Source organism: Rivihabitans pingtungensis, from assembly GCF_003201855.1.
Lineage (GTDB): Bacteria > Pseudomonadota > Gammaproteobacteria > Burkholderiales > Aquaspirillaceae > Rivihabitans > Rivihabitans pingtungensis.
The window spans coordinates 1-23,453 of record NZ_QJKI01000001.1 but is presented as its reverse complement, the minus strand read 5'-3'; the positions used below and the strand labels follow the sequence as shown (position 1 = coordinate 23,453).

At 64.5% G+C, this 23,453-nt stretch carries 18 protein-coding genes and 1 CRISPR repeat array; of the genes, 4 read left to right on the top strand and 14 right to left on the bottom strand.

Annotation, left to right across the window (positions count from 1 at the left end; genetic code table 11):
• Window positions 1–80 precede the first annotated feature (80 nt).
• From cmr6 to pgeF, 11 genes are all read right to left on the bottom strand, one after another.
• Entirely contained in the window at window positions 81–869 is a 789-nt protein-coding gene (gene cmr6 / locus DFR34_RS00090; RefSeq protein ID WP_110389128.1) for a type III-B CRISPR module RAMP protein Cmr6, read from the bottom strand.
• Entirely contained in the window at window positions 866–1,255 is a 390-nt protein-coding gene (locus DFR34_RS00085) for a type III-B CRISPR module-associated protein Cmr5 (RefSeq protein WP_110389127.1), read from the bottom strand. The genes cmr6 and DFR34_RS00085 overlap by 4 nt, the downstream gene beginning before the upstream one ends.
• Window positions 1,252–2,175 carry a type III-B CRISPR module RAMP protein Cmr4 gene (cmr4, locus tag DFR34_RS00080; RefSeq protein WP_110389126.1) on the bottom strand — a complete coding sequence of 308 codons (924 nt, stop codon included), beginning with the start codon at window positions 2,173–2,175 and terminating at the stop codon, window positions 1,252–1,254. The genes DFR34_RS00085 and cmr4 overlap by 4 nt, the downstream gene beginning before the upstream one ends.
• 17 nt (window positions 2,176–2,192) lie before the next feature.
• Window positions 2,193–3,431: a type III-B CRISPR module-associated Cmr3 family protein gene (locus tag DFR34_RS00075; protein ID WP_110389125.1), complete on the bottom strand. Its 1,239-nt coding sequence runs from the start codon at window positions 3,429–3,431 to the stop codon at window positions 2,193–2,195.
• The gene (gene cas10 / locus DFR34_RS00070; RefSeq protein WP_110389124.1) at window positions 3,428–5,410 is read right to left on the bottom strand and encodes a type III-B CRISPR-associated protein Cas10/Cmr2; all 1,983 of its coding nucleotides are present in this window, start codon (window positions 5,408–5,410) and stop codon (window positions 3,428–3,430) included. The genes DFR34_RS00075 and cas10 overlap by 4 nt, the downstream gene beginning before the upstream one ends.
• A complete protein-coding gene (gene cmr1, locus DFR34_RS00065) occupies window positions 5,407–6,444 on the bottom strand; it encodes a type III-B CRISPR module RAMP protein Cmr1 (RefSeq protein ID WP_110389123.1) in 1,038 nt (345 codons plus the stop codon). The genes cas10 and cmr1 overlap by 4 nt, the downstream gene beginning before the upstream one ends.
• Window positions 6,445–6,560: 116 nt before the next feature.
• Window positions 6,561–7,442, bottom strand: a complete 882-nt coding sequence (gene cas6, locus DFR34_RS00060; RefSeq protein WP_158281695.1) for a CRISPR system precrRNA processing endoribonuclease RAMP protein Cas6 — start codon at window positions 7,440–7,442, stop codon at window positions 6,561–6,563.
• Between the two features lie 194 nt (window positions 7,443–7,636).
• A CRISPR array of direct repeats spans window positions 7,637–7,951; the repeat unit is 36 nt; unit sequence GTCTTAATCCCTTAAAGATCAGGGAAACCACTAGAG.
• 175 nt (window positions 7,952–8,126) lie between these two features.
• Window positions 8,127–9,392, bottom strand: a complete 1,266-nt coding sequence (locus DFR34_RS00055; RefSeq protein WP_110389121.1) for an SAVED domain-containing protein — start codon at window positions 9,390–9,392, stop codon at window positions 8,127–8,129.
• A 539-nt stretch (window positions 9,393–9,931) separates the two neighbouring features.
• A complete protein-coding gene (locus DFR34_RS00050) occupies window positions 9,932–12,181 on the bottom strand; it encodes a DUF4214 domain-containing protein (protein WP_110389120.1) in 2,250 nt (749 codons plus the stop codon).
• 103 nt (window positions 12,182–12,284) lie between these two features.
• The gene (locus DFR34_RS00045) at window positions 12,285–13,001 is read right to left on the bottom strand and encodes an SDR family oxidoreductase (RefSeq protein WP_110389119.1); all 717 of its coding nucleotides are present in this window, start codon (window positions 12,999–13,001) and stop codon (window positions 12,285–12,287) included.
• Between the two features lie 47 nt (window positions 13,002–13,048).
• On the bottom strand, window positions 13,049–13,798 hold the full coding sequence (gene pgeF / locus DFR34_RS00040) for a peptidoglycan editing factor PgeF (RefSeq protein WP_110389118.1): 750 nt from the start codon (window positions 13,796–13,798) through the stop codon (window positions 13,049–13,051).
• 145 nt (window positions 13,799–13,943) lie between these two features.
• Between pgeF and DFR34_RS00035 the strand changes: the two genes are divergently transcribed.
• Window positions 13,944–15,452, top strand: coding sequence for a DUF1800 domain-containing protein (locus DFR34_RS00035; RefSeq protein ID WP_110389117.1), 1,509 nt, complete (start codon window positions 13,944–13,946; stop codon window positions 15,450–15,452).
• A gap of 108 nt (window positions 15,453–15,560) precedes the next feature.
• Here the strand turns inward: DFR34_RS00035 and DFR34_RS00030 are convergent, their stop codons facing one another.
• The 3 genes from DFR34_RS00030 to DFR34_RS00020 all read right to left on the bottom strand — a co-directional run bounded on the left by DFR34_RS00030 (window position 15,561) and on the right by DFR34_RS00020 (window position 17,212).
• Window positions 15,561–16,028: a SixA phosphatase family protein gene (locus tag DFR34_RS00030; protein WP_110389116.1), complete on the bottom strand. Its 468-nt coding sequence runs from the start codon at window positions 16,026–16,028 to the stop codon at window positions 15,561–15,563.
• Window positions 16,029–16,143: 115 nt separating this feature from the next.
• Window positions 16,144–16,860: an LrgB family protein gene (locus DFR34_RS00025; protein ID WP_110389115.1), complete on the bottom strand. Its 717-nt coding sequence runs from the start codon at window positions 16,858–16,860 to the stop codon at window positions 16,144–16,146.
• Entirely contained in the window at window positions 16,853–17,212 is a 360-nt protein-coding gene (locus DFR34_RS00020; RefSeq protein ID WP_110389114.1) for a CidA/LrgA family protein, read from the bottom strand. The genes DFR34_RS00025 and DFR34_RS00020 overlap by 8 nt, the downstream gene beginning before the upstream one ends.
• Window positions 17,213–17,370: 158 nt before the next feature.
• On the opposite strand from DFR34_RS00020, the gene DFR34_RS00015 reads away from it, so the two are divergent.
• From DFR34_RS00015 to DFR34_RS00005, 3 genes are all read left to right on the top strand, one after another.
• A complete protein-coding gene (locus DFR34_RS00015) occupies window positions 17,371–18,573 on the top strand; it encodes a DUF1501 domain-containing protein (protein WP_158281694.1) in 1,203 nt (400 codons plus the stop codon).
• 182 nt (window positions 18,574–18,755) lie between these two features.
• Entirely contained in the window at window positions 18,756–22,730 is a 3,975-nt protein-coding gene (locus DFR34_RS00010; RefSeq protein ID WP_110389112.1) for a Pls/PosA family non-ribosomal peptide synthetase, read from the top strand.
• The gene (locus tag DFR34_RS00005; RefSeq protein WP_110389111.1) at window positions 22,712–23,272 is read left to right on the top strand and encodes a 4'-phosphopantetheinyl transferase superfamily protein; all 561 of its coding nucleotides are present in this window, start codon (window positions 22,712–22,714) and stop codon (window positions 23,270–23,272) included. The genes DFR34_RS00010 and DFR34_RS00005 overlap by 19 nt, the downstream gene beginning before the upstream one ends.
• Window positions 23,273–23,453: the final 181 nt, after the last annotated feature.

The window sequence follows — 23,453 nt, the reverse complement described above, 5'->3', positions numbered from 1 at the left end:
ACGATAATGGGTTGAGTTGCTGTAGCAGCTGCTTGATTCATTCTTGGTTTTTCCCAATCCGCTAAATTTTTGCTTTGTGCTTACTGATTGAAAGCATCGGAATCTTGTTGCTTTGCCGCCATCCGCCCATATCCCGCTGCGCGTTTGCCGCCGATGCCGGCGCCGTGCAGGGCGGCTTTGAGCAGTTGGATGGCCAGTTCGGCCCAGGGTTGGCTGTCTCGGTGCTCGCAGCCGATGTAAAAGAAAAACTCGCCGTGGGTGGCCAACTGGGCGTTGGGCACCGGGGTGTCGGTGTCGCTGGCCATGACCTCTTTACCTTGGTAGTACTCCGGGTGGTGAACGGTGACGACATCGGCCACAAAGGGAAATTTCTCCTGGCCGTCGGGGCGCCACCAGGCGTCGTGCCACACCAGGCCGCCGGGGCCGGCCAGTTCGCCTTCGTCCAGGCCAAACAGCATGGCCAGGTATTCTGCGCCCAGCCCAAGTTGCTGGGCGTAGGCGCGGGCGCAGCCTTTGACGGCGCTGCCGGGAATCATCGGCATGCCGTAGCTGTGCTGGATGGCGGCGCCGGTTTCCAGCGCGCTGGCGGCGTTGCTGCCGATCAGCAGGCGTTGCGAGACAGTGGCGAACAGGGTTGCGCCGGGTAGGGTTTTGGCGGTTTTTTCCCAGCGCCTGAAGGCTTCTTTATAAAGCGCGCTGGGCCGAATGGTGCAGAGCTTATTGATGTGGCCGGTTTTATTGTTTTTGCTGTCGCCAGTGACAAAAGTGGGCCAGCCGCGTTGCAGCCACAGGCCGGCGTGGGCGTGATCCGGTTTGAGGAGCTGAGCAGCCGGTTGTTTTTTGAGTGCTTCGCGCATCAGTTCGGTCATGATTGCGCGCCCTCGGTTGTTGTTGGCGCTGGCGCATCTTCTTGCAGCAGGGCTTGGGCGTAGCGTTTCAGCCAGCCGCTGGCGTCCAGCGCCTGGCGGGTGAGTTGCTGATAGGTTGGCAGATCGCTGGCGATGACGGCATCGTACAGTGCTGGGCCGTTGTCGTACCCTAGCACGCCAGCCAGGTCAGATAGATACCGCTGATATTCGTTGTTGTCGCTGCTTTTTGCCCGCAAAAACCCGGTGGCTTGCGCCAGGCCGGATTGCAGCACCATGATGGGAAAGCTTAACGCCAGCGCGCGGTATTTGCTGGCGTAAGCTTGTGAAGCGACAGCGCTGACGCACGCGTGTGCGTTGGCGGCGTGTTGGCGGCTACGCGTGTTCATTTTTGCTCGCCTTCTGTGTGTGCTGCACTCAGCACCAGCCGGCACAGGCCACGGCCGACGGTGTGTTTGCCGCCCAGTTGCATCAGTTGCTCTGGCTGGCTAAAGCAGGTTTTGAATTTTGCCTGCATGTCTTGTGCGCTGTCGCTGCTGTTGCTGCTGCGCGACGGGCTAAACGCCAACATGCCCCACAGCACGCTTTCGGCGGGCAGGTTTTCTTCGTACCACAGCGCGCCATTGGCCACGGTGCGGGTGTGGGGGTCGATGCGCACGCGGGCGCGGATTTCGGTGGCGGTGTCGGCCAAAAACGAAAACACATTGTCCGGCAGGATGGCAAAGTGGGCAGTAAATTCAGTCTGCCAGTTGTTGTCGTTGGGATAGAGTGCATTGGCCAAGTATGTGGCCCAGGCTTTGGCTTCAGCGTGGTTTTGCTGGATGCTCAGGTTAAGGTCTTCCAGCAGCAATTGCTGACCGGCGTCCGGCACGCTGTATTGCAGCACGCTGCATTCTGGCAGCGCGGCTTCGGTGTCGAGGGTGGGGATGGGCAGTTTGTCCCGGCATGCGGCGGGCAGGTCGCGGGCGTAGCGGCGCAAGATAAACGGGCAGGTGGCAAACGCCACCACGCCGCAAAACGCGCGCACCGGCAAAATCAGCAAATTGGCGTCGCCCACCACCAGCGCGCCAGCGTGTGGGCTGTCCATGGCGGTGTTGTCCGGGCCAAACAGCGCGGCGATGTTTGGATTGTCCCGCGTGGACGTCTGGCTGGCCTGGTCGCGCAGCACACCTTTCAGGCTGGAGCCCGGCAGCAGCGGCAGCTGGGTGGCGCGGGCGCGGGCAATGGGCAGGTCGATGGCGCCCACCCCCTGGCCTGTGCCGGCGTGCAGGGCGGACAAGGCGTGCAGATAAAACAGTTGATGTTCCATGTTCGGCAATCTCGGGGTCAGGCGGATGGGGGTGTCCAGGCGGCGGGCAGGGCCAGGCCAAAGCCGTCGCGCTGGTCTTGTGAGCGGTCGCTGAGGGGCTGGGTCCACAGCTGGCGCAAGAGCGGGCGCAAGGCTTCTGCGCTAAGCTGGGCGGGGTTGTCCAGGGCAAACCACAGCACGGCGCCGGCTTTCAGCGCCTTGCGCGCGGCGCGCGGTTTTTGCTCGGCCAAATCCCAGCCAGACACGGCTTGCCAACCATGGCTGGCCACCGCGCGCAGGGTCAGGCGCAGGTTAGAGCAGCCGGGCGGCTGGCCGCTCAGGCTGCCGTCTGCTGGGTTAGCGCTCAGCCAGCCGGGCAAATGGCCGTTGGCAAACAGTGCCGGGGTCAGCAGGGTCAGGCGCAGGCCGCCTTGTGCAAGTATGTTGGCGATTTGATCTTCACAGGGGCGCAGCCAGTGCGCCGGGGCGGCGTGGGCGTCCAGCGGGTGCAGGCGCGACAGCCGGCGCTCGCCGCCAAAGGTGGCCAGCCGCGAGGCCAGCGGCTTGGGCGTGCTGGCCAGCCACACCAGCTCGCGCGTGGCCCAGCTGCCGTCGGCTTGCCGCTGTGGGGCCAAATCCAGCCCGGCGGTTTGAAACAGCTGGCCATCGGCGGCGGCTTGGCTGTCGGGGGCGATGGCCACATGGGTGCGCACGCTGTCGGTGAGCGTGATCAGGCCGTTGGCGTTGAGCGCATCCAGGCAGATGTTTTCGCCCTGGCTCCAGCGCGCCAGCTCGGCCAGCGGCCAATACTGTGGGCCGGGGGCGGGTTTGCCGGGGTTTTGTTCGAGGTCTTCACTGCTCCACACCGGCAGCAGGCCGGCGGCTAAGTCACAGCCCATTGTGTTGGGCAGCGGCTGCGGGCAGCGGCGGCGGATGATGACTTTGGGCGTTTGCTGCGCATCGGTTTGCCCGTTTTTTTTGTCTGGCTGGACAGTCACATATTGGGCATCGGCCGGGGCGGGGGCCAGCGGAATCAGCGTGTTGTCTTGCTCGCGCCAGGCCAGCAGCGGGCCATAGGAGGTTATCTGATTCAGCTCGGGGCTGAACGCCTGGCCCTGCTGCTCGGCCCACAAGCTGCGCAGCAGGCCGGCCAGGCTGGAAGGCAGCGGAAACGCCGCGCCATCGGCGCCGGCATTCACGCCAAACGGCTTGCCCGAGCGAAACACCAGCGGGGCCAGGGCTTCCAGCTGGTAATGAAACAAGTCGCTGTCGCTCATGCCAATTCTCCCAAGTCCTGACGGGTTTTGCTGGCCAGCCAGTGGCTGACGTAAAGTTCGTGAGCCAGCTCGCAGGCGGCGCTAGCCCACTCACAGGTGCTGCTTGGGTGTTGCTTGTGCAAGGTGGCCAGCCGGTCTTGCAGGCATCGCTGCCAGCGCGCGCGCGCCTGCGCCGGGGTTTCCGGTTTATCACTGCCCTCGGGAATATGCTCAGGGTTGGGGCGAAATTCGGTGCGGGCAAACAGCCGGATGAATTCGGCTTCCAGCATGGCGGCGGAATGCCCGGCCCGCTTGCCCGCCGCTGCCAGCGCCAGCGCGTCGTGCGCCAGCCGGCTGGGCAGCAGTTGCTGTAAAAAGCCTTGCTGCCATTGCTGCAAGGCGGCTTGCCCATCGTGATCGTCCCAGCGGCGGCGCAAGCTCAGCTCGGCGTTGTTGCGGCTGCGCAGGCAAATGCCCAGCGCATTGCGCGGCTGGGGGCCCAGGTTGCCCTTGGCCAGTTGCTCGGCGCGCTTGGCCAAATCGCGCAGGGTGTTCAGGGTTTCTTGCATATGGCCAATGCCCAGGCCCACGCTCAGGGTGGGATAGGCGGTGGGGGCAAGATCAAGCTGAATGTCTTTGATGCACTCGGCCAGGGTGCGGGCAAAGCTTTGGCGCAGCGCATCCGCACAACCCCGCGCCTGATCCAGCGGCACCAAAGCCAGCACATCGTCGCCGCCAGCATAAATCACATGGCCGTGGTAATAAGTGCGCGCCACCTGGCCGGCGTTTTCAGCAAAGCGCGCCAGCGCCTGCGACACTTGCTGATGGTGCTCGGGGCTGCTGATGTGCTCCAGCAATGCGCCCATTTGGTCGCCATCGGCTTGCAGCACGGCCATATACGGCGTGGGTTCGCCGTAGGCGCGCCAGATTGGGGCCAGCGTGTCTGCCAGCGTGTTTAATGCCGCCGCCAGCGCGTTGAGGGGCTCGTCTTTGTTTTGCAGATTGTTCAGCTCGCGTTGCGCCACCGCCAGCCGGGCGCGGTAGAGCAAGGCGCCGTCAAACGGTAGGGCCTGATAATCACCGCTATTGCCTGTTACCCGAGACGCCAGCCCCAATAAGTCGGCCATCCCGGCCAGCTGTTTTCCCGCCTGATAAACCGCCTCATACGCCGTGAGCAAACCGGCTTGCTCTGTGTCGGGCAATTGCCGCAGCCAGCTGTCTGCGGCAATGCGCGACACTGGGGTAAATTGCTCGGCGTTGACCGCCAGCCGCTTGATCAGGCCCATGCAATCCAGCTGCTCGCCTGGGTTCAGCCCGAGTTTCAGCTCACGAAATACCGCGTTGATGGGGTCGGGCTTAGTATCGGATTCTGGCGTCAGTACGGTTTCCCGCGCGCCATCCAGCGACGATTTGGGCACGCCAAACCCTTCTGCATTCCGATGGCTGGCCAGCTGGGCAAAACCACGGGTGGCCTTGCGCGCCTGCAAAGCCAGATTGGCGTGCCGCACGGCCTGGCTGTAGCTGATTTTTGGCTGTTCGTCTTGCTGTTCGTCTTGCGTCGCCCAGCCGGCATAGCACTCCAGATAATCAAGCAGTTGCTTGTGCCACAGGGGGCCATTCAGCGTCAGCCTGGTATTCGGGCGCCGTGCGTTAAAGTTCACTATCGTCTCGACAGCCAACTGGTCCAGCCGCGCCTGCGCAGCCGCCTGCGCCTGCTGAATCAGCTTGTCAATCCGTGCGGCGCTGGGCTGGCCTGCGAGGGTGATTTGCAGTTTGTTGGCGACGGACAAGGCTGAGCGAGGTTGCAGCAGGTTTGCCGGGTCGGTTTTGTCGGCAGCCGGAAACACCAGCTCGACGCCATCTTCCTGATACAGCGCCAGCGCGGCGGCCTTGCACACCTCCGACAGCAACCACGAGCCACTCCATAAATCCCGGCTGCGCCGCGCGGCGGCGATGAAATCCTGCACCGGGCCAAAAGAAAGGATGAGGACGGTGGTCATGATTTTGTCTGATATTTTTTAAAAAGTACGTGACAGGTCTGCATCAGATTTGATGTCTCTTTTTTTGATTTTTCTCGTGCGTCAGATATGCTTGAATCTTTTAATCTAAAATGGCTTAGTGCCTTGAGAAATTCGCTAGCTTCTTTTGCATTTTTTACGGTTGGCAGCATTAGAGCAAGCGATTGCCATTTTCCATCTTTTGTTGGCCGAACACGTAAAATAACCTGGCTGGCTTGCCGTTCTGGGCCTAGATAACCTTGGCGATTTTCTATCTTTTTCCCTTTTAATTTTAAGGCAACAATAGCGTGTTCCCAAGCCACAAATGCTGTCTCGAATTTTGCGGATGAAAAAACCAATGTGCCGCCCAATTTCTCTCTAACATCTTGTGGTGTTAGCAATTCACATTTAGGAACCAGCACACAGCCAAACCCTCTGCGAGTACGTGCGCCAACACCTCCAAAATTTGCCCACCATTGCACTGCCTCCATTACTTGGTCACATTGCGCACTGGTCAAATGGCTACGCTCGAACCCAATATATAGATGCCAAGTTGATTGGTAGTAAAGAATATCACCTGGTTTTCTATCTGCCCCAGCTAAAGCATAGGAATTAATATTTTCTACCGCTGTGAACTTGAGTGGTTTATCATGCCTCACTTCCACCCACACCCGGCTTGCCTGCGGCGGGGTGCCCAGGCCGCCCCACAGGGCGAATTCTTCCTGGCGTATGGCGTTTACATCATCACCTAGCCGTTTACTGGCCAGCAGTCGCCACCAAAAGCGCAGCTGGCCGCGAATGGCGCTGGCGCGAATGGGCATGCGCTGATCCACCTGGCCGGCAACTACCCCGCCGCCAAATAGCGGCGTTACCAGCAGGCATTCGTAACTTTTCCAGTGAATTGGCTCAGCGTCGCGCGCCTCTTGACTGTCCAGCCATGTTTTCTTTTTTTCGACTTTTTCTAGCGAAGCCACACCCACGGCCGGCGGGGTGCTGGGTTCAGCACTGGAAATCGAGGGCAAACGGCGAAGCGGCATATGGGCCACCTTAAGAAGAGAACGCGTGTGTTAGTGAATGATTTCGGGTCAGTGGCAGATCAAGCCGCTCACAAAGCCCTTCTGACATGGCAGGCTGGGTGAGCGGGGCCGGGCCATCAATCCAGCCATTCGGCATGCATGCACCCAAAGCCAAAAGTGGTTTTGCCGCCCAGTTGCAGCACTTCGCCCAGCGCCAGCAGGCCGGTGAGCGGGGAGAGTTCGCCGTGCAGCTCCAGTTGGCCGGTGAGGCCGCCAAACACCATGTGTTGCTGGCTGCGTGAGGAGCGGCGGGCGATATTGCGCCAATTGAGTTGCGCCGGGCCAAGGCGCAGCGCTTCGGCGGCCTGGCGCTGGGCGGCCAGCTCGGCTTCGCTGAGCGGAAACGCCTCGCCAGCGGCGTCGCACAGCTGGCCCAGCCGGCCGTGCAGGCGGCGCACCAGCTGCGGGGCGTCCAGCGTGTGGCAGAGTTGATTGTGGTCTTTGATGCGCACCGGGCTGCGCAGGTGCAGGCGCAGCCCGCGCGCCGGGTGGGTGCGCGCCAGCCAGTGCGCTGCCGGCAGCGGGCGCGGCCAGGCGGTCAGGCCGTGGCTGGCCTGCCAGAACGGAGCGGACGCGCCGGCCACTTGCGCGCTTTCCACCCGAAACAAGCCGCGCGCGCGGCCCAGCCCCAGCGCACCCAGCGCGGCAAACGCCTGCACACACAGCTGGGCATGCGCGCTGGCCGGGCCAAACAAGGTAAAGCCCAGGGTAAACGGCTGCCCCGGCTGCACCTGCGCCGTGGGCGTATGCAGCGCATACAAACGCCCCAGCCGCGCCTGCTCGGCAAACAGCAGGTCAAACAAGGCCGGCAGCTGGCGCTTTAACGCCAAACCAAAGCCGCTGCGCCACAGCGGGCCGGCAAAATCGCCCAGCTGCAAGCTGTCGGACACGCACGCCAACTGCACCGGCAAACACCCCAGGCCCTCGCCCGTGCGCGCCTGTTCCAGCCACCCAGCCATCCCGCCCCCAGCCCGGCCATCCTGCCGGTGCATTCATTCGTCACATCGACACATTGTGCCCGTGGGGGCAAGGCATGACAAGTGGGCGGGTGGGGCGTGGGAGTGGTGGGATGGGGGCGGAAGTGGGCGTTTTATGTGATTGGGATTTTTGGTGTAGAGAAAAGAAAAGCCAGCGGGGAGGCTGGCTTGGGGTGGAGTTAATCCCTTAAAGATCAGGGAAGCCACTAGAGGATGTGGACTCACATCGAGAGCATAGCAGATGAGTCTTAATCCCTTAAAGATCAGGGAGCCCACTAGAGCTGCCATGGATAAAAATCTCAGCGTATGGTTCGTCTTAATCCCTTAAAGATCAGGGAAACCACTAGAGCAAAAGCCATCGCCAACGAGTTGGGTGTCACGGGGTCTTAATCCCTTAAAGATCAGGGAAACCACTAGAGGGCACACAAAGTGAAGAGCTACGCTGAGCGTCAAGGGTCTTAATCCCTTAAAGATCAGGGAAACCACTAGAGAGCACCCCCTGTTTTTCCCGCAAAAAATCAATCACTTGCCAGGGGCGTTCCCAACTTTTCGCCGTCCGCGCCGAGATGTCTCCCCAGCGCCCGCAAAAAGCGCCCTTATGATAGCGCCGTTCATGCCGTTTGCCTAGCCAGAAATCCCGGTGCGCGGGTTTTCTGTCGGCTGGGTTCAGTTGCGCTGGTCGATGTCCTTGGCATTCAGGGTGAGGGTGGGCAGGTAATGCGCTGGGGTGGCGTGTGCTTGGTATTCGTAAATGGTGACGTCCAGCAGCAGGCGGCGCAGGTATTGGCCCAGGCAGAAGGCCAGGGTGATGGGGGCGGCGATAAAAAGGTGCAGGCGCGGGCGGGGGGTGGCGGCGCTGGCGAGTGGGTGCAGTTCGCTGGCCAGTTGCCAGGCCAGGGCGCTGGCGTGGCCGCCGTCGCGCACGGCGTTGGGCGAGGGTTCGGGCAGGTGGGCGTGGATCAGCTGGCTGATGGCCGGGCTGGGGTGCTGCTCCAGGTGCTGGCGCACGCTGGCGTCGATGCGGTGGGTGACGGACAGCGCCACCGCCCAGTGCGCATTGGGCGCGGCGGCGGGGTGGGCCGGCTCGGGGTGCAGGTGCAGGCGCGGGGTGTCGGCGGCCTGGGGGCTGAGCTGGATGGGCCAGATGATTTCCGGGCTGTTGGGCTGGCGTTGTTCCAGCTCGATGGCGACGCCGGCTTGCGGGTGCAGCAGGGCGCCGGCGGCAAAGCCGATGGCGTAGCCGGCGTCCAGCCGCAGGCGCAGCGGGTGGGGCGAGCCGGGCGGCACGGCGGGCAGCACGGTCTGGCGGATAAAGTCGCGCAGGGTGGGCCACCAGTCGGGCAGGGCGTTGGCCGGGGCGGCGCTTGAGGTCAGCAGGCAAACCTGGGGGAGCGCGGCGTCGGCCGGGTGGCGCTCGGGCTTATAGCCTTGAATCACAAAGCGATACGGCCCCTGGTTGGCGATGACGCCATGCAGGCGGCGCAGCAGCTCGGCCACTTCGGCGTGCAGGGCGGCTTGGGTTGGGTTGGCCAGGTGTGCGCCTTGCCGCTGCGTCAGCGCGGCGAGCTCGGCGGGCAGCGGGTGGCTGCCCAGCTCGGCCGCCCCCGGCAGCCGCACCGGCACGACGGGCAGATACACGCGGCCCAGCGCGTGGGCCAGCTCGCGCCGCACCCAGTCCAGCTCGCCGTCCGCTTGCGCGGCGCGGCGGTCAAATTCTTCGGCCCAGCCGGGGCCAATCAGCGCCAGCACGGCGTCCACCTGGTTCAGCGCCTGATCGATTTCCTGGTCAAACGGCAGGCCGGGCTGACAGGCGCGTATGTCAAGAAACACCGAACCCGGCCCATGCTCGGCGCTCCATTGCCGGTCGATGCAGTCGGCCAGCTGCACGCTGAACGGGTCGGCGCGGCGGTAAGAGATCAGCAGGCGAGGCATGGCGGGCTCCTGGGGGGGCGGTGGGGAAAGGGAAGGCGGGGCGGGGTGGTGTTAATCCCTTAAATAAAGATCAGGGAAGTCGCTAGAGGGCACTGTCGATTTACAGCACATTTTACCTGGAGTCTTAATCCCTTAAAGATCAGGGAAACCACTAGAGTGTGTGCCATCAGCAATAACACATTCTGTCATGTCTTAATCCCTTAAAGATCAGGGAAACCACTAGAGCATCGAAATCGGCGGCAACACCTACCGCATCAAGTCTTAATCCCTTAAAGATCAGGGAAACCACTAGAGCCACAGTGAAGATGAAAGAGCTTCACAATTACAAGTCTTAATCCCTTAAAGATCAGGGAAACCACTAGAGAGCACCCCCTGTTTTTCCCGCGCAAAATCAAGCGCTTGCCGGGGGTGTTCCCAACTTTTCGCTGTCCGCGCCGAGATGTCTCCCCAGCGACCGCAAAAAACGCCCTTATGATAGCGCCGGCCATGCCATTTGCCTAGCACCGTGTGGGTGATTCGGGCCGGCCAGTGCGCCGGGGTCAGGCATACAGCGAGATGCCATCCTGGATGGCGCCCAGCACCATCAGTTGGTTTTCGGCGGATTCGGAGAACTGCACCAGCGCCACCACATTGCTGATTTGTCCGCTGTTGAGCAGGTTTACCCAGTAGTCGTAGCCGTCCTGGTCTGGGGTGCGGTGCAGCACATTGCTGTACAGGCGCGAGACGTAATCTGCGTGGCTGGGGGCGCTGCCGTACAGGGTTTTGAATTCCTGGCTGCCCAAAAAGCCGCTGGCGACGGTGTCCAGGCCGGCGCCGCCGTCCAGCACGCTCAGCCAGTATTTCAGGCCGCCGTTGTCCGGGGTGCGGTCGAAGGCGGCTTGGTAAACGCGGTAGGCTTGGCCGGCGTTGCCGCTGATGTCCAGGGCCAGGGTTTTGTCGCTGAACTGGATGCGTTCGACATTGCTGAGCACGTCAGCGCCGCCGTTGTAGCTGACGGTGGTGTGTTGGCCACGGGTGATTTGATAGCCGCTGCTGGCGGCTTGATACAGCACGGTGTCGCGGCCGTCGCCGCCGTCCAGGGTGTCGCTGCCGCCCAGGCCGCTGAGGGTGTCGTTGCCGGCCAGGCCTTGCAGGCTGTCGGCGGCGGCGGTGCCGGTGAGGGTGTCGGCGCTGGCGGTGCCAGTCAGGCTCTGGCCCTGGCTGGGGCGGCTTTGGGTGGTAAAGCGGTAGTCGCTCAGGCCGGCGTAGGCGTTGCCGGCGGTGTCCAGCACGCTGCCGGCGGCTAGGCTGAGGGTGTATTGCGTGCCGTAGTCCAGCTCGGCGCTGGGGTCGATCACCAGCCGGCTGCCAGACAGGCTGAGCTGGGTGCTGCTGGCGGCGTCAAAGCTGGCGACGGTGGCGCCGGCGGCGTTTTTCAGGGTAATCAGGCCGCTGCCACGGGTGATGGTTTCGCTGAAGGTGAGCACAATATCGCCGGCCGGGGCGGCGCTGCTGGCTTGGTTGGCCGGGCTGCCCTGGCTGAGGGTGGGGGCGATGCGGTCGTTGCTGGCGGCAATCAATTGGCTGGCGCTTTTGCTTTGGTCGGCAAATTTCAGGGTTTCGATGCTGCTTAAGGTATCGGTGCCGTCGCGGCCGTTGATTTTATCGGCCACGGTGAGGGTGGCGGTGCTGGATTGATAGCTGATGGTGTAATCGGCAAAGTTGCCGTGAAACACGGCGGTGTCGTTGCCCTTGCCGCCAGTCAGCTGGTTGTTGGCGCTGTTGCCAATCAGGGTGTCGTCGCCGCTGCCGCCGATGGCGTTTTCGATGATGGCGCCGTAGGCAATGCCCAGGGCGTTGCTGCCGTCGTAGGTGGTGGTGGCGCCGCCGGTATTGCTGGGCGGGGCAATGCGCAGGGTGGAGTAACTGCCGGGGGTGAGGTCGATGGTGTTGTTCAGCGTGTAGTTGCTGAGCGAGATCGTGTCGGCGCCGCCGCCGTCCCAGATGGTTTTGAAAAAGGGCTTGCTCGGGTCGAAGGTGTAGGTGGTGTCGCCGCTGTTGTATTGGGTGTTGGCGCCGTACAGGTATTGCATGGCGGCGATGTCCAGCACCATCGGGGTTTCCGGGTTGACGTAGTAGCTTAGCCAGGTGTATTTGCCATCCACATAGCCAGCCGAGGGGTAGACGTTATTGCTTGGGTTGGTGTAGGACATCAGCGTGTATTGGCGGGTGTCCAGGCTTTTTGCCAGGGTGGGCGAGTCTTCAAACGGGTGCTTCAGGCCCAGGGCGTGGCCCAGCTCGTGCATCAGCGCTTCGAAGTTATACGAGCCGGTCGCCCAGGATTGGCTGGCGGTGTCGCTGCCCAGCGCCGAAATCCACACATCGCCGGCGCTGGGCCAGGCGCCCGGATAGCCGGCCCAGCCCCAGGCTTGCTCGCCGGTGCTGATGCCATAGGCGGCGGAGGTCCAGGCTACGCGGATATCGCCCACATTGCTGCTGGTGTCGCTGACTTCGCTAAAGCTGAGGTTGGCGACATTTGCCCAGGCTTGCAGCGCGCTGCGAAACGCCGCTTGCTGGGTGGTGTTCAGCGCCGCGCCGGTGTTTTGTTCGCTCAGGTCGGAGTAGCTTTGCCCGTTCAGCCCGGCAAAGGTGGCGCTGCCGCCGCTGGCCCAGGGAAAGCTGTAGCTTAGCGACACACTGCTGCCCACCGTGCTGCTGCCCCATTTGAAGCCGGAAATCAGTGCATTGGTGGTGGCGCTGGACGAACTGCCAATCACGGCATAGCTGGCGGAAGAAGTGGGTGCAGTCATGGTGGCAAACCTCCGGTTGAATCAGACAGTCATTCCGGGGGCATTGTAGCGTGGATGCGGCGGGGTGTGGTTTGCCAAACGGCCCGCCGCAGGCTGGATGTGTTCAGCCGTGGCGCAGGTCAGTGAGCACCACTTCGCCAAATGCCGGGTGGGCCAGGGCGGCCACCAGATGCTCGGCGCAGGTTTGCGGGCTGGTGAGCTGGCCGTTGGCTTTCAGGGCGTCAAAGCGTTCGCGCAGCGGAAACTGCGCCAGGCTGGCGGCGCGGATGTCGGCCTGCATCTCGGTGTCGATCACGCCAGGGGCCAGGCTGACCAGGCGCACGCCGGTGTGGCGTTCGGCGGCCACGGCCTGGGCGTGGTGGTCCAGCGCGGCCTTGCTGGCGCAGTACACACTCCAGCCGGGGTAGGCGTGCCGGGCGGCGCCGCTGGACACATGCAGCAGGCGGCGCTCAACACAGTGCGGGCTGGCGGCCAGCACGGCATTGCTGAGCAATAGCGGGGCGGTGACGTTAAGATTGATGGCCTGCACGATGGCCTGTGGGTCTTGTTCGCCCAGTGCGGCGATGGGCTGCACCTGGCCGGCGTTGTTCACCAGCCAGACGGCACTGGCGTCGGCCAGCCAGTCATGCAGGGTGGGGCCGGCCAGCCAGGCGGTGAGCGCGGCCGGGTCGGCCAGATCCAGGGCGCATTGGCTGAGCCCGGCGCGTGCGGGCAGGGCGCTGCGCGCCAGGCCCAGCACCGGCAACTGACGGGCCAGCAAAGCCTCGACAATGGCGGCGCCCAGGCCACGGCTGTGGCCGCTGACAATGGCTTTGATCATGGAAGCACTCCTGCGGGCAAAATCGGCAACCAATCAATATAAACGTTTCACACAGCAGGCGCCAGCCAGATCAGGCTGGCCATGCGGCCGGTGCAGCCGTCGCGGCGGTATGAAAAAAACTGCTCGCGCTCGATCACCGTGCACAGCTCGCTGTCCACACACTGATTGTCCGGCACGCCGGCCGCCAGCAGGCGCTGGCGGGCCAGGCCGGGCAGGTCGGCCAGCCATTTGCCGTCTGGCAGCGGCGAAAACGCCGCCGCTGCGGCCGGATTGTGCGCCACAAAGGCGGCGCGCACTTCGCTGCCCACTTCAAAGGCATCGCGGCTGATGGCCGGGCCACACCAGGCCAGCACCTCGTGCGCCGGGCAGGCCATGGCGGACAGGGTGGCTTCCAGCACGCCGGCCAGCAGGCCGCGCCAGCCGGCATGGGCGGCGGCCACCACGCTGCCGGCACGGTTGGTGAACAACACCGGCAGGCAATCGGCGGTCATCACCGCGCACACCACGCCCGGCGTGCGGCTGAAGCTGGCGTCGGCGTCCACCGGCGCGCCGGCCACGCTGGCGGCGTCCACCACAGTGATGCCGTGCACCTGGTTCAGCCAGGCCGGCTCGGCGGGCAGTTGCTGGCGCAGCAGCGCGCGATTGGCGGCCACGGCGGCCGGGTCGTCACCGACATGGGCACCCAGGTTAAAGCTGGCGTAAGGTGGCTGGCTGACCCCGCCCTGGCGGGTGGTGGACAGGGCATGCACATGGGCGGGGGCCGCCCAGTGCGGGCGCAGAAAAAAATCAGCAGACATGGCAGAGTCAGGAGGGAGGGCAGGCTAAAGCGGCATTGTGCCGCAGTCGGCCCGAATTGTCAGGCAAGGGGCCGCAAGCGCTCCCATGGCCGAAATCACCGTCGGGCAGGATAATGCTGTGCTGTGATGAAATGCGGAGCCAACGATGAAACAAGCAATGCGGGTGCTGGGCGGGGTGGCGTGCATGCTGGCCACGCTGACGCAGGCGGCGGGGCCACTGAAGCTGGACACCCCGATGGATGCGCCACTGGCGCGGGCCATGCTGGCGCGCTGGGGCTATGGCGCCACCGATGCCAGTGTGGCGGCGCTCACCGGGCAAACGCCTCGGGCCATGGTGCAGCGCGGCTGGCGCGCACCCAGCGGTGTGGCCCCTGCTGTCCGCACCGCGCTGGATGCGCTGGCCGATGCGCCCCCCCTGGCCGAGCGCTGGGCGCAATATGGCCCGGTCCGGGTACAAGAAGCACGCAAGGCGCAGGATATTCCGCTGGTGCAATCCATGGCCCGCCAGGGCAATGCCATGAAGTCGGCTACAGTTCAGCGACGGCTATTGATGATGGCCAACAGCGACAATCCGGCACATGAGGTGTTGCTGGCCTTCTGGCTGAATCATTTTTCGGTGTATCTGCACAAAGGCCAGTTGCCTTGGCTGGTGGATGATTATGCCTCACGCATTGAGGCGGCCATGGCGGATGACCGTTTTGAATCTCTCTTGCGCGCCGCGTTTTACCACACGGCCATGCAGGGCTATCTGGACAATATCAATTCCACCGCCCCAGACAGCGAGCTGGGCCGGCGCGGGCGCACCGGGCTGAACGAAAATCTGGCGCGCGAGCTGCTGGAGCTGCATACCTTGGGTGTGGGCGGGGGCTATCAGCAGGCGGATGTCGAAGCCACGGCACGCTTGATCAGCGGGGTGAGTGCGCCGGATCTGGGCACAGCGGATGCGCTTGCCGATGGTGGCTTTGCCCTGGATCCACGCCGGCGTGGCGAAGGCTCGGTGCAGGTGCTGGGGCAAACATACGCACTGGCTGACGGTCGCGCGGCAATGGATGCGCTCTTGCACCGGCTGGCCTTGCACCCGGCCACGGCACGGCATGTCAGCCGCAAGCTGGCACAACGCTTTGTCGGCGATACGCCGCCTGCGGCGCTGGTCGAGCGCATGGCACAGGCCTACGTGCAAAGCGGCGGGCGACTGTCGCCTGCCTTGTGGGTGATGCTGGCCAGCCCAGCCTTTGCCGACAGCCTGCTCAAGCAGCGGATGTTCCGTCTGCCACAGGATTACGTGCTGGCTACCGCGCGCGCGGTGTGTCAGGACGCCCCCATCACCCATGCCGAACCTTTGCTGAATATGTTGCAGGCGATGGGGCAGGCGCCATTCCTGCGCTTGACGCCAGATGGCTATCCACAAAATGCCGGCGAATGGCAGACGGCGCTGGGCATGGCCTTGCGCGTACAGCTGGCCCAGGCGCTGGCACAGCGGCAATGGCGGCTGACCGGCCCGGCAGATGCGGCCCAGGCGTGCAACTGGGATGCCGCTGCCGCCGAGCGCAGCCTGGGGCCATGGACGGCAGCCACGCGGGCGGCGGCGGAAGGCTTGCCACCGGCGCAACAGGCCATCTTGCTGCTGTCCTCCCCCGCCACGCTGTGGCGTTGATGCCGCTTCAAGCCCTGGTGGATGTGCAAGTGGCTCACCCACCCTGGCCCGACGTGCGGCCCGGACAGGGCATGCCAGGCGGGTGGCCGTGGACGGGGCCAGCGGCGCTCAGTCGTCGCTGGCGGTGAGCATGCCCGGATTGAGCACCAGCTTCAGGCTGTTTTGTGCAATGCCGTGACGCACGCGCTGGCTGATCCACCACACGCCGCCTTTTTTGACATTCCACATTTGTGCTTCGCCGCCAATCAGTTGCGAGGCAATCATGCCCATATAAGGCTGATGGCCCACCAGTACGATGGGGTGGCGGGCGTCGGGCCAGTGGCTTGCTTTAAGTACGGATTCCACCGTGGCGTCCGGGTTGATTTCCGGCAGCACGCGGTAGTTTTTTGACAAAAACGCAGCGGTTTGTTGCGAGCGGCGGGCTTCGCTGGCCAGCAGCTGAAAATCGCGCGGCAGGCGCAGGCGCAGCCAGGCGGCCATCAGGCCGGCTTGCTGCTGGCCTTTGCGGGTCAGCTCGCGGGCCAGATCGTTGCTGCCTTCCTCGGCTTCGGCATGACGCCACAGAATCAGATCCAATTGAGTCTCCTTATTATGATTTCGGCGCGGCCGACAACAATTCGGCGCAATCGGCGCAGCCTACCGGCCCGGTGTGACCGGCGTGTGAAGACGTCTGTTCTGCCGCGTCTGCGCGCTAATGCCAAAAGCGCAAAAGCAGCGGAATCAAAATCGCCGTCACCAGGCCATTCAGGCCCATCGCCAGACCAGAAAACGCCCCAGCAGTGTCTGAACGCTGAAACGCCCGGGCTGTGCCAATGCCATGCGCGGCCATGCCAGTGGCAAAACCGTACACCACATCTTGCCCCAAACGCAAACGGCTGAGCAGCGGCCAGCCCAGCATGGCGCCAAACACGCCGGACACAATCACAAACACCGCCGCCAGCTCCGGCGCGCCGCCGATTTCGCTGGCAATACCCATAGAGATGGGGGTGGATACCGAGCGCGACAAGAGCGATTTGATCAAAATGTCATCCAGCCCCAGCACCCAGGCCACGCCCGCGCTGGAGACAATGCCCACCAGCGAGCCCAACAGCAGGCTGATCAACAAGGGCCAGAACACTTTGGACAGCCGGTGCAGGTTGGCGTACAGCGGCACCGCCAGCGCCACGGTGGCCGGGCCCAGCAGCATCTGGATGAATTTGCCGCCTTCAAAATACTGTTTGTAATCGGTGCCGGTGGCCAGCAGCACGCCAATCAGCAGCAGCGCGCCCAGCCCCACCGGGTTGGCCAGCGCGTGGCCGCCGCTTTGGCGATTCAGCGCAATCGCCAATCGGTAGCACAGCATGGTGAGAAACACCCAGGTGAGCGGCTGTTGGCGCGCCGCTTGCCACAGGCTGGCAAAATCAGTCATGGCCGTGCTCCCCGCGCCAGCGCATCAGCCCGGCGAGCAGCAGGGCGCTGACCAGCAAAGTCACCGTGGTGCCCACCGCCAGCGCCAGGGCCAGCTGCCAGACGGTCTGGCCGTTCAACAGGTGGGCATACAACAGCACGCCAGCGCCAGCCGGCACAAACAGCAGCGACAAATGCTGCAAAAACGCCGGCACGCCGTGCTGCAAGGCGGTGGGCACGCCACGGCGCAGACACAGGCCAACAAACAACAGCAACATGCCCAGCACCGGGCCGGGCACCGGAATATGCAGCCAGCGCGCCAGCCATTCGCCCAGCAGCTGCAAGCCAATCAACACCAAGAATGTTTCTACCATGCTTGTGTCCCGCTTTTTTGTGCAAAAACGCCATTATACGTCTGCCGATGCGCAGTGGTCAGACCACATGACAATGCCTCCGGGCGCGCATGCTGGCCCTGCCGGCGTGCTTGTGCCAAGCTGGCGGCTGCGTGTGTATTGTTTACCGTGAGATGGCCATGTCTGTATTGCCTTGTTGTCTGGGTCGCCGCACCGCCTTGCGCGCACTGACCGCCGCCGCCTTGTTGCCATTGGCTTGGCGCACCTGGGCGGCCCCCACGGCGGCACGCGAGGGGCGTTTGGTGTTTGTGCTGCTGCGCGGCGGCCTGGATGGCCTGCATGCGTGCTCGCCCGTGGCCGACCCCCGTTGGCCCAGCCTGCGCCCCACCCTGGCCCAGCCGGTGCTGCAAGGCGGCCTGGCCTTGCCTGGCAGCGGCTTTGCCCTGCACCCGGCACTGGCCGACTGCCTGGCGCTGTATCAGGCTGGCGAGCTGTGGTTTTGCCCGACGGCCGGCTCGCCCAACACCAGCCGCAGCCATTTTCAGGCGCAGGACGTGATAGAGCTGGGCACGGGCGCCAGCAGCGGCAACACCGGCTGGATGGGGCGACTGGCCAGCGGGCTGGATGGGCGGATGGCGGCCAATTTTGCGGTGAATGCCCCGCTGGCGCTACATGGTGTAGGCGGGACAGTCGAGCATATTCCCCTGGCGCGCAATACCTTGCGTTTGCCCAGTGGCCCGCTGCAAGACGCGCTATTGCGCGCGCATGCCGGCTCGCCCAGCCAGCGCTGGCTGCAACAAGCCATCGACACCCAGGCGCTGCTGGCGCAAGCCGACCCGGATCAGGCCAGCCGCAACGCCGCACCGCTGGCCGGCTGGGCGGCGCAAGCCCGGCAGATGGGCCAGGTGCTGCGCCAGCAGCCCGAACTGGCGCTGGCCTTTGTCGATTTAAGCGGGGTGGATAGCCACGTCAATCAGGCGGCCGGCCTGGCGCAGCCGCTGACACAGCTGGGCCAGGGCCTATTGGCGATGAAAACGGCGCTGGGCGAGGCAGAATGGGCGCGCACTCGCGTGGTGGTGCTCAGCGAGTTTGGCCGCACCGCCGCCGAAAACGGCACACGCGGCACCGACCACGGCCATGGCGGCCTGGCGCTAGTGGCCGGCGGCGGCCTGGGGCGCGAAGGACGCATGCTGGGCGATTTTGCCGGCCTGCAAGCCAATGCCCTGTTTGAAGGGCGCGATTTGCCGGTCACCCTGGACTGGCGCAGCCTGCTGGCGGCGGTCAGCCAGGCGGTGTTCGGGCTGTCGGCGCGGGCGCTGGATCAGGTGTTTCCTGGCCGGCCGGCCTGGCGCGCGCCATGGGAAGGCAGTCACGCCGGATAAGCCCCGCGCCACGTTTTGTGAGCGGCGCTTAACGTGGCTTTACACAGCGCGTCAACCAAACGGCAAGCCGGGCGTTATTCCAGAAACAAGCAGTCACCGCAAGGTGTTATTGCCAATATTAGCAATTGCCGATCATACCCGGCAGGCCGTCGCCTGCCGCGAGCCCTGGATACGCCTGCCCGATGATTTTGCACGGACTTTCCCGCCCGGATTTTTTGACTGACACCGGCTTGCCCGACTTGCTGGAAGCCACCGCCGCCCGCCAGCCCGACCGCCCGGCGCTGTATTGGGGTGAGCTCTGCCTGAGCTATGGTGAGCTGCTGGCGCGCGCCAGCCTGGCGGCGCATCACCTGCTGCAAGCCGGCGCCGCGCCGGGCCAGCATATTGGCCTGTGGATGCCGCGCGGGGCCGAGGCGCTGGTGATGCAGGCCGCCATCACCTTGACTGGCGCCGCCTGGCTGCCGTTTGACGCCGACACCCCGCCCGAGCGGGTGGAAATCTGCCTGCGTGATGCTGGCGCGCTGGGCCTGGTGTGCCACCCGGACATGGCCGTCCGGCTGAGCGACGTGAATCTCCCGCGCTGGACGCCCGAGGCGCTGCAAGCGGCAGTGGACGGCCCCTTGCGCCGCCGCGAGGGCCTGCGCCCGGAACATCCGGCCTATGTGATCTACACCTCCGGCTCGACTGGCGTGCCCAAGGGCATTGCCGTCAGTCATGGCAGCATCTGCCACTTTTTGCGCAGCGAAAACAGCGTGTTGGGCGTGCGCGAGGACGACCTGGTGTATCAGGGTTTCTCGCTGGCGTTTGATATGTCGTTCGAGGAAATCTGGATCAGCTATCTGGTTGGCGCCGCCTTGTGGATTGCGCCCAAATGCCTGGTCAGCGACCCGGACGCGCTGCCCGAGGCGCTGATTCGCCAGCGCGTGACCGTGCTGCACGCGGTGCCCAGCCTGCTGGCGCTGTTTGGCCGCGACGTGCCCAATTTGCGCATCATCAACCTGGGCGGCGAGATGTGCCCGCAGGCGTTGGTTGAGCGCTGGGCCACCCATGCGCGGCCCTTGTTCAATACCTACGGCCCGACCGAGGCTACCGTGTCGGCCAGCCTGGCGCGCCTGGTGCCTGGCCAGCCGGTGACCATTGGTCAGCCGCTGCCCAATTATGGCCTCTTGGTGGTCGATCCGGCCGATATGCGCTTGCTGCCGGCGGGCGAGGTGGGCGAGCTGTGCATTGTCGGCCCCGGCGTAGCCAGCGGCTATCTGGGCCGTCCCGAGCTGACCGCCGAGAAATTTCTGGATAACCCGTTTATCGAGCGCGGCTACGACCGCCGGCTGTACCGCACTGGCGATCTGGCCAAGATCGACGAAACCGGTCAGGTGCAGTGCCTGGGCCGGGCGGATGACCAGGTGAAGATTCGCGGGTTTCGGGTGGAGCTGGGCGAAATCGAAGCGGCGCTGTGCGATCAGGCCGATATTGGCGCGGCGGCGGTGATTGTCAAAGCCATCGACGAAGTGGACCAGCTGATTGCCTATCTGGTGACCGACAGCGGCCAGCCGGCCAATGTCGCCGCCTTGCGCGCCGGGCTGCGCGAGCGGCTGCCGCCGTATATGGTGCCGGCGCTGTTCATCACCCTGGACGCCATGCCACGGCTGACCTCGGGCAAGGTGGACCGCAAGGCGCTGCGCGCGCGTGAGCTGGATGCATTGCCGGCAGTGGAAGACCAGGCCGAGCCGACGACCGACGCCGAGCGCGAGCTGTTTGGCCATTTGCGCCGCTTGTTTCCCGGCCAGCCGCTGGCGCGCGAGGCGGATTTTTTTAATGATCTGGGCGGCCATTCGCTGCTGGCGGCGCGGCTGGTGTCGGCGCTGCGGCAAACGCCGCGCTATGCCGGCATTACCGTGCAGGAGATTTATCGCGCCCGCACGGTGGGTGCGATGGCCAGCGCGCTGGAGCAATTGTCCGCCCAGGCGGCGGCCAATGTGGCGCCCAGCTTTGCCGCGGTCAGCCCGCTCAAGCGCGCGCTGTGCGGCCTGGCGCAAGCGGCCATGCTGCCGCCCCTGGTCAGCCTGCGCATGTTGCAGTGGCTGGCGCCGTTCTTTACTTACCACTTTCTGACCGGCGACCCGGACGACAGCATTGCTCTGGCAGTGGCGGCGTCGCTCTTGGTGTTTTTGCTGACACATGTGGCCAGCTTTGCCGTGGCGATTGCCGGCAAATGGCTGGTGCTGGGCCGGCTCAAGCCCGGTCGCTACCCGCTGTGGGGCGTAACGTATTTCCGCTGGTGGCTGGCCGACCGGCTGGCTGATGTGCCGGCCACCTATCTGCTGCACGGCTCGCCGCTGCTGACTGCTTATTGGCGGGCGATGGGTGCACGGATTGGCCGGGATACCCTGATTGGCTCGATTTCGTTGCGCGCGCCAGATGCGGTCAGCATTGGTGCGGGCGTGAATATCGGCGCCTCGGTGAACCTGGAAAACGTGCGCCTGGAGCCGGATGCGCTGGTGGTGGGGCAGATTGAGATTGGCGACGCGGCCTATGTCGGCTCGTATGGTGTGCTGGAGGGCGGTAGCCGCATTGGCGCTGGCGCCTATCTGGATGGGCTGTCCAGCCTGGCGCAGGGCCAGCAGGTGCCGGCAGGCGAGCGCTGGGAGGGTGCGCCGGCACGGCGCAGCGCCCAGCTCATCCGCCCACGGCCCACCCCGCCAGCACGTCCCGGCCTGCCGATGCAGGCGCTGGCCTTGCTGGGCTATGTGCTGGGCGCGGCGGCGGTGGCGGCGCTGTTCTTCTTGCCGGTGTTCCCCAGCTTTATCCTGATTGACTGGCTGGACGTGCACGAGCTGGACCTGGGCCAACTGGGCTTGCCGGCCTGGCAGGCGTTTTTCTGGTATGCGCTGCTGGCTTTGCCGGCCAGCGCGGTGCTGGTGGCGGCCACCATTTTGCTGTCGGCGGCCATCCGCTGGCTGGTGCTGCCGCGCCTGCAACCGGGGCGCTGGTCGGTATTCAGCCGGGTGTATTACCGCAAATGGCTGACCAACCAGATTCAGGAATCCAGCCTGCATGTGCTGCACGGCCTGTACGCCACGGTGTTTGCACCGTTTTGGTACCGGGTGCTGGGCGCACGCATTGGCAAGGGCGCCGAGATTTCCACCGCTATGGGCGTGGTGCCGGACATGCTGACGCTGGGCGACGACACCTTTATTGCCGATGCGGTGATGCTGGGCGACGAAGAAATCGACAGCGGCTGGATGACACTGCGCCCCACCGAAATCGGCGCACGCAGCTTTGTCGGCAATGGCGCCTACCTGCCCGATGGCACCGAGTTGCCGGCCGATGTGTTGATTGGCGTGCAATCGCGCGCGCCGGCCAATGGCCAGATGCGAGCCGGCGACACCTGGATGGGCTCGCCTGCGCTGCACCTGCCAGCGCGGGAAGTCACCAGCGGTTTTGCCGAACACCTGACCTTCCGCCCCTCGGTGGCCCGACGCATCGGCCGTGGCACGGTAGAAGCGGTGCGCATTGTGCTGCCGTTGGCCTTGATCATCGCCAGCGGGTATCTGACGGTGATCAAGGTGCTGCCCGCCGCTGAAACCGAGCACTGGGCGCTGGCCGCCTGGCGGCTGTGTCTGGCCGGTTTGTGCTACGGCGTGGGCTCGTTTGCCGTGGTGCTGGCGGCCAAATGGCTGCTGATCGGCCGCTACACCCCGCGTGCCGCGCCGATGTGGACGCCGTTTGTCTGGCTGAGTGAGGCGGTGACCAATCTGTATGAATCCATCGCCGTGCCGAACTTTGTCAACTTTTTGCGCGGCACGCCATTTTTGCCGTGGGTGCTGCGCCTGCTGGGCTGTCAGATCGGCCGTGGCGTGGTGCTGGACACCACCGACGTGACCGAATACGACTGCGTGCGCATTGGCGATGGCAGCGTGCTGAATGCCTGGTCTGGCCCGCAGACGCATTTGTTTGAAGACCGGGTGATGAAAATCGGCCGGGTGGACATTGGCGCGCAGGTGCTGGTGGGTGCGCGCACCACGGTGTTGTACGACAGCCAGGTGGGCGATGGCGCGCTGCTGGGGCCGTTGTCGCTGGTGATGAAGGGCGAGCACATCCCGCCGCGCACTCAGTGGAACGGCTCGCCCTGTAAGCCATGGACGCCGCCGGCCTGAGCGCGCCGCGCTGGCTGCGCTGCGCTGAGCACGCCCCGGCGCAGCTGGCCGCTGGCGAAACGCTGCTGCTGCCGGTGCGCACCGCCGGCCTGGCGCCGGCCTTGGCGCGGCAATGGCTGCGCGCGCAACTGGACGCGCTGCCCTGTCTGGCCACCGGCTGGCGCGACAGCCCACGCGGGCCGCAGCCGCACAACCCGGCCTTGCGGCTGAGTTTGAGTTATGGCCAGGGCGTGGCGGTGCTGGCGCTGCGCGCGGGTGCGATCGGCGTCGATCTCACCCCACTGACGCCGCCAGTAGACTGGCCGGCGGTGGCAGCGACGTATTTCAGCCCGGCGCACTGCGCGCAACTGGCCGCCCTGCCCGCCCCTGAGCAAGGCGCAGCCTTCGCCGCCGCCTGGGCGGCACTGGAAGCCGGCAATAAATGCCTGGGGCTGGCGTTGGCGGAATACTGCGCCGACAGCGCACGCCAGCGCGCGGCGTTGACCATATGGCACGACCGCAGCCAGTTGACTGGCCATATGCTGGCGCTGGCCTGGTCATGACATATTGTATCTATTTGGGTTTCAGCACTTTTGTCTAATGGCAAGCGCGGCATCGGCGCTGCACACTTGTTCAAACAGTTGTATCCTAGAGCCTGTTCTGAACTATCCCATAGCGGTAAAATCCAAGCCCCATGGAAAACCGCAAACCTTACCCATCCGATGTCAGCGACGAAGAATGGGC

Bases quoted from the DNA above. Each gene is read 5' to 3' on its own strand.
- cas6 (WP_158281695.1), bottom strand. From the start codon at position 7,442: ATGGCTGGGTGGCTGGAACAGGCGCGCACGGGCGAGGGCCTGGGGTGT.
- DFR34_RS00010 (WP_110389112.1), top strand. From the start codon at position 18,756: ATGATTTTGCACGGACTTTCCCGCCCGGATTTTTTGACTGACACCGGC.
- DFR34_RS00005 (WP_110389111.1), top strand. From the start codon at position 22,712: ATGGACGCCGCCGGCCTGAGCGCGCCGCGCTGGCTGCGCTGCGCTGAG.
- DFR34_RS00045 (WP_110389119.1), bottom strand. From the start codon at position 13,001: ATGATCAAAGCCATTGTCAGCGGCCACAGCCGTGGCCTGGGCGCCGCC.
- cas10 (WP_110389124.1), bottom strand. From the start codon at position 5,410: ATGACCACCGTCCTCATCCTTTCTTTTGGCCCGGTGCAGGATTTCATC.
- DFR34_RS00050 (WP_110389120.1), bottom strand. From the start codon at position 12,181: ATGACTGCACCCACTTCTTCCGCCAGCTATGCCGTGATTGGCAGTTCG.
- DFR34_RS00020 (WP_110389114.1), bottom strand. From the start codon at position 17,212: ATGGTAGAAACATTCTTGGTGTTGATTGGCTTGCAGCTGCTGGGCGAA.
- DFR34_RS00035 (WP_110389117.1), top strand. From the start codon at position 13,944: ATGAAACAAGCAATGCGGGTGCTGGGCGGGGTGGCGTGCATGCTGGCC.
- DFR34_RS00055 (WP_110389121.1), bottom strand. From the start codon at position 9,392: ATGCCTCGCCTGCTGATCTCTTACCGCCGCGCCGACCCGTTCAGCGTG.
- cmr4 (WP_110389126.1), bottom strand. From the start codon at position 2,175: ATGGAACATCAACTGTTTTATCTGCACGCCTTGTCCGCCCTGCACGCC.
- DFR34_RS00085 (WP_110389127.1), bottom strand. From the start codon at position 1,255: ATGAACACGCGTAGCCGCCAACACGCCGCCAACGCACACGCGTGCGTC.
- cmr6 (WP_110389128.1), bottom strand. From the start codon at position 869: ATGACCGAACTGATGCGCGAAGCACTCAAAAAACAACCGGCTGCTCAG.
- DFR34_RS00075 (WP_110389125.1), bottom strand. From the start codon at position 3,431: ATGAGCGACAGCGACTTGTTTCATTACCAGCTGGAAGCCCTGGCCCCG.
- pgeF (WP_110389118.1), bottom strand. From the start codon at position 13,798: ATGTCTGCTGATTTTTTTCTGCGCCCGCACTGGGCGGCCCCCGCCCAT.
- DFR34_RS00015 (WP_158281694.1), top strand. From the start codon at position 17,371: ATGTCTGTATTGCCTTGTTGTCTGGGTCGCCGCACCGCCTTGCGCGCA.
- DFR34_RS00025 (WP_110389115.1), bottom strand. From the start codon at position 16,860: ATGACTGATTTTGCCAGCCTGTGGCAAGCGGCGCGCCAACAGCCGCTC.
- cmr1 (WP_110389123.1), bottom strand. From the start codon at position 6,444: ATGCCGCTTCGCCGTTTGCCCTCGATTTCCAGTGCTGAACCCAGCACC.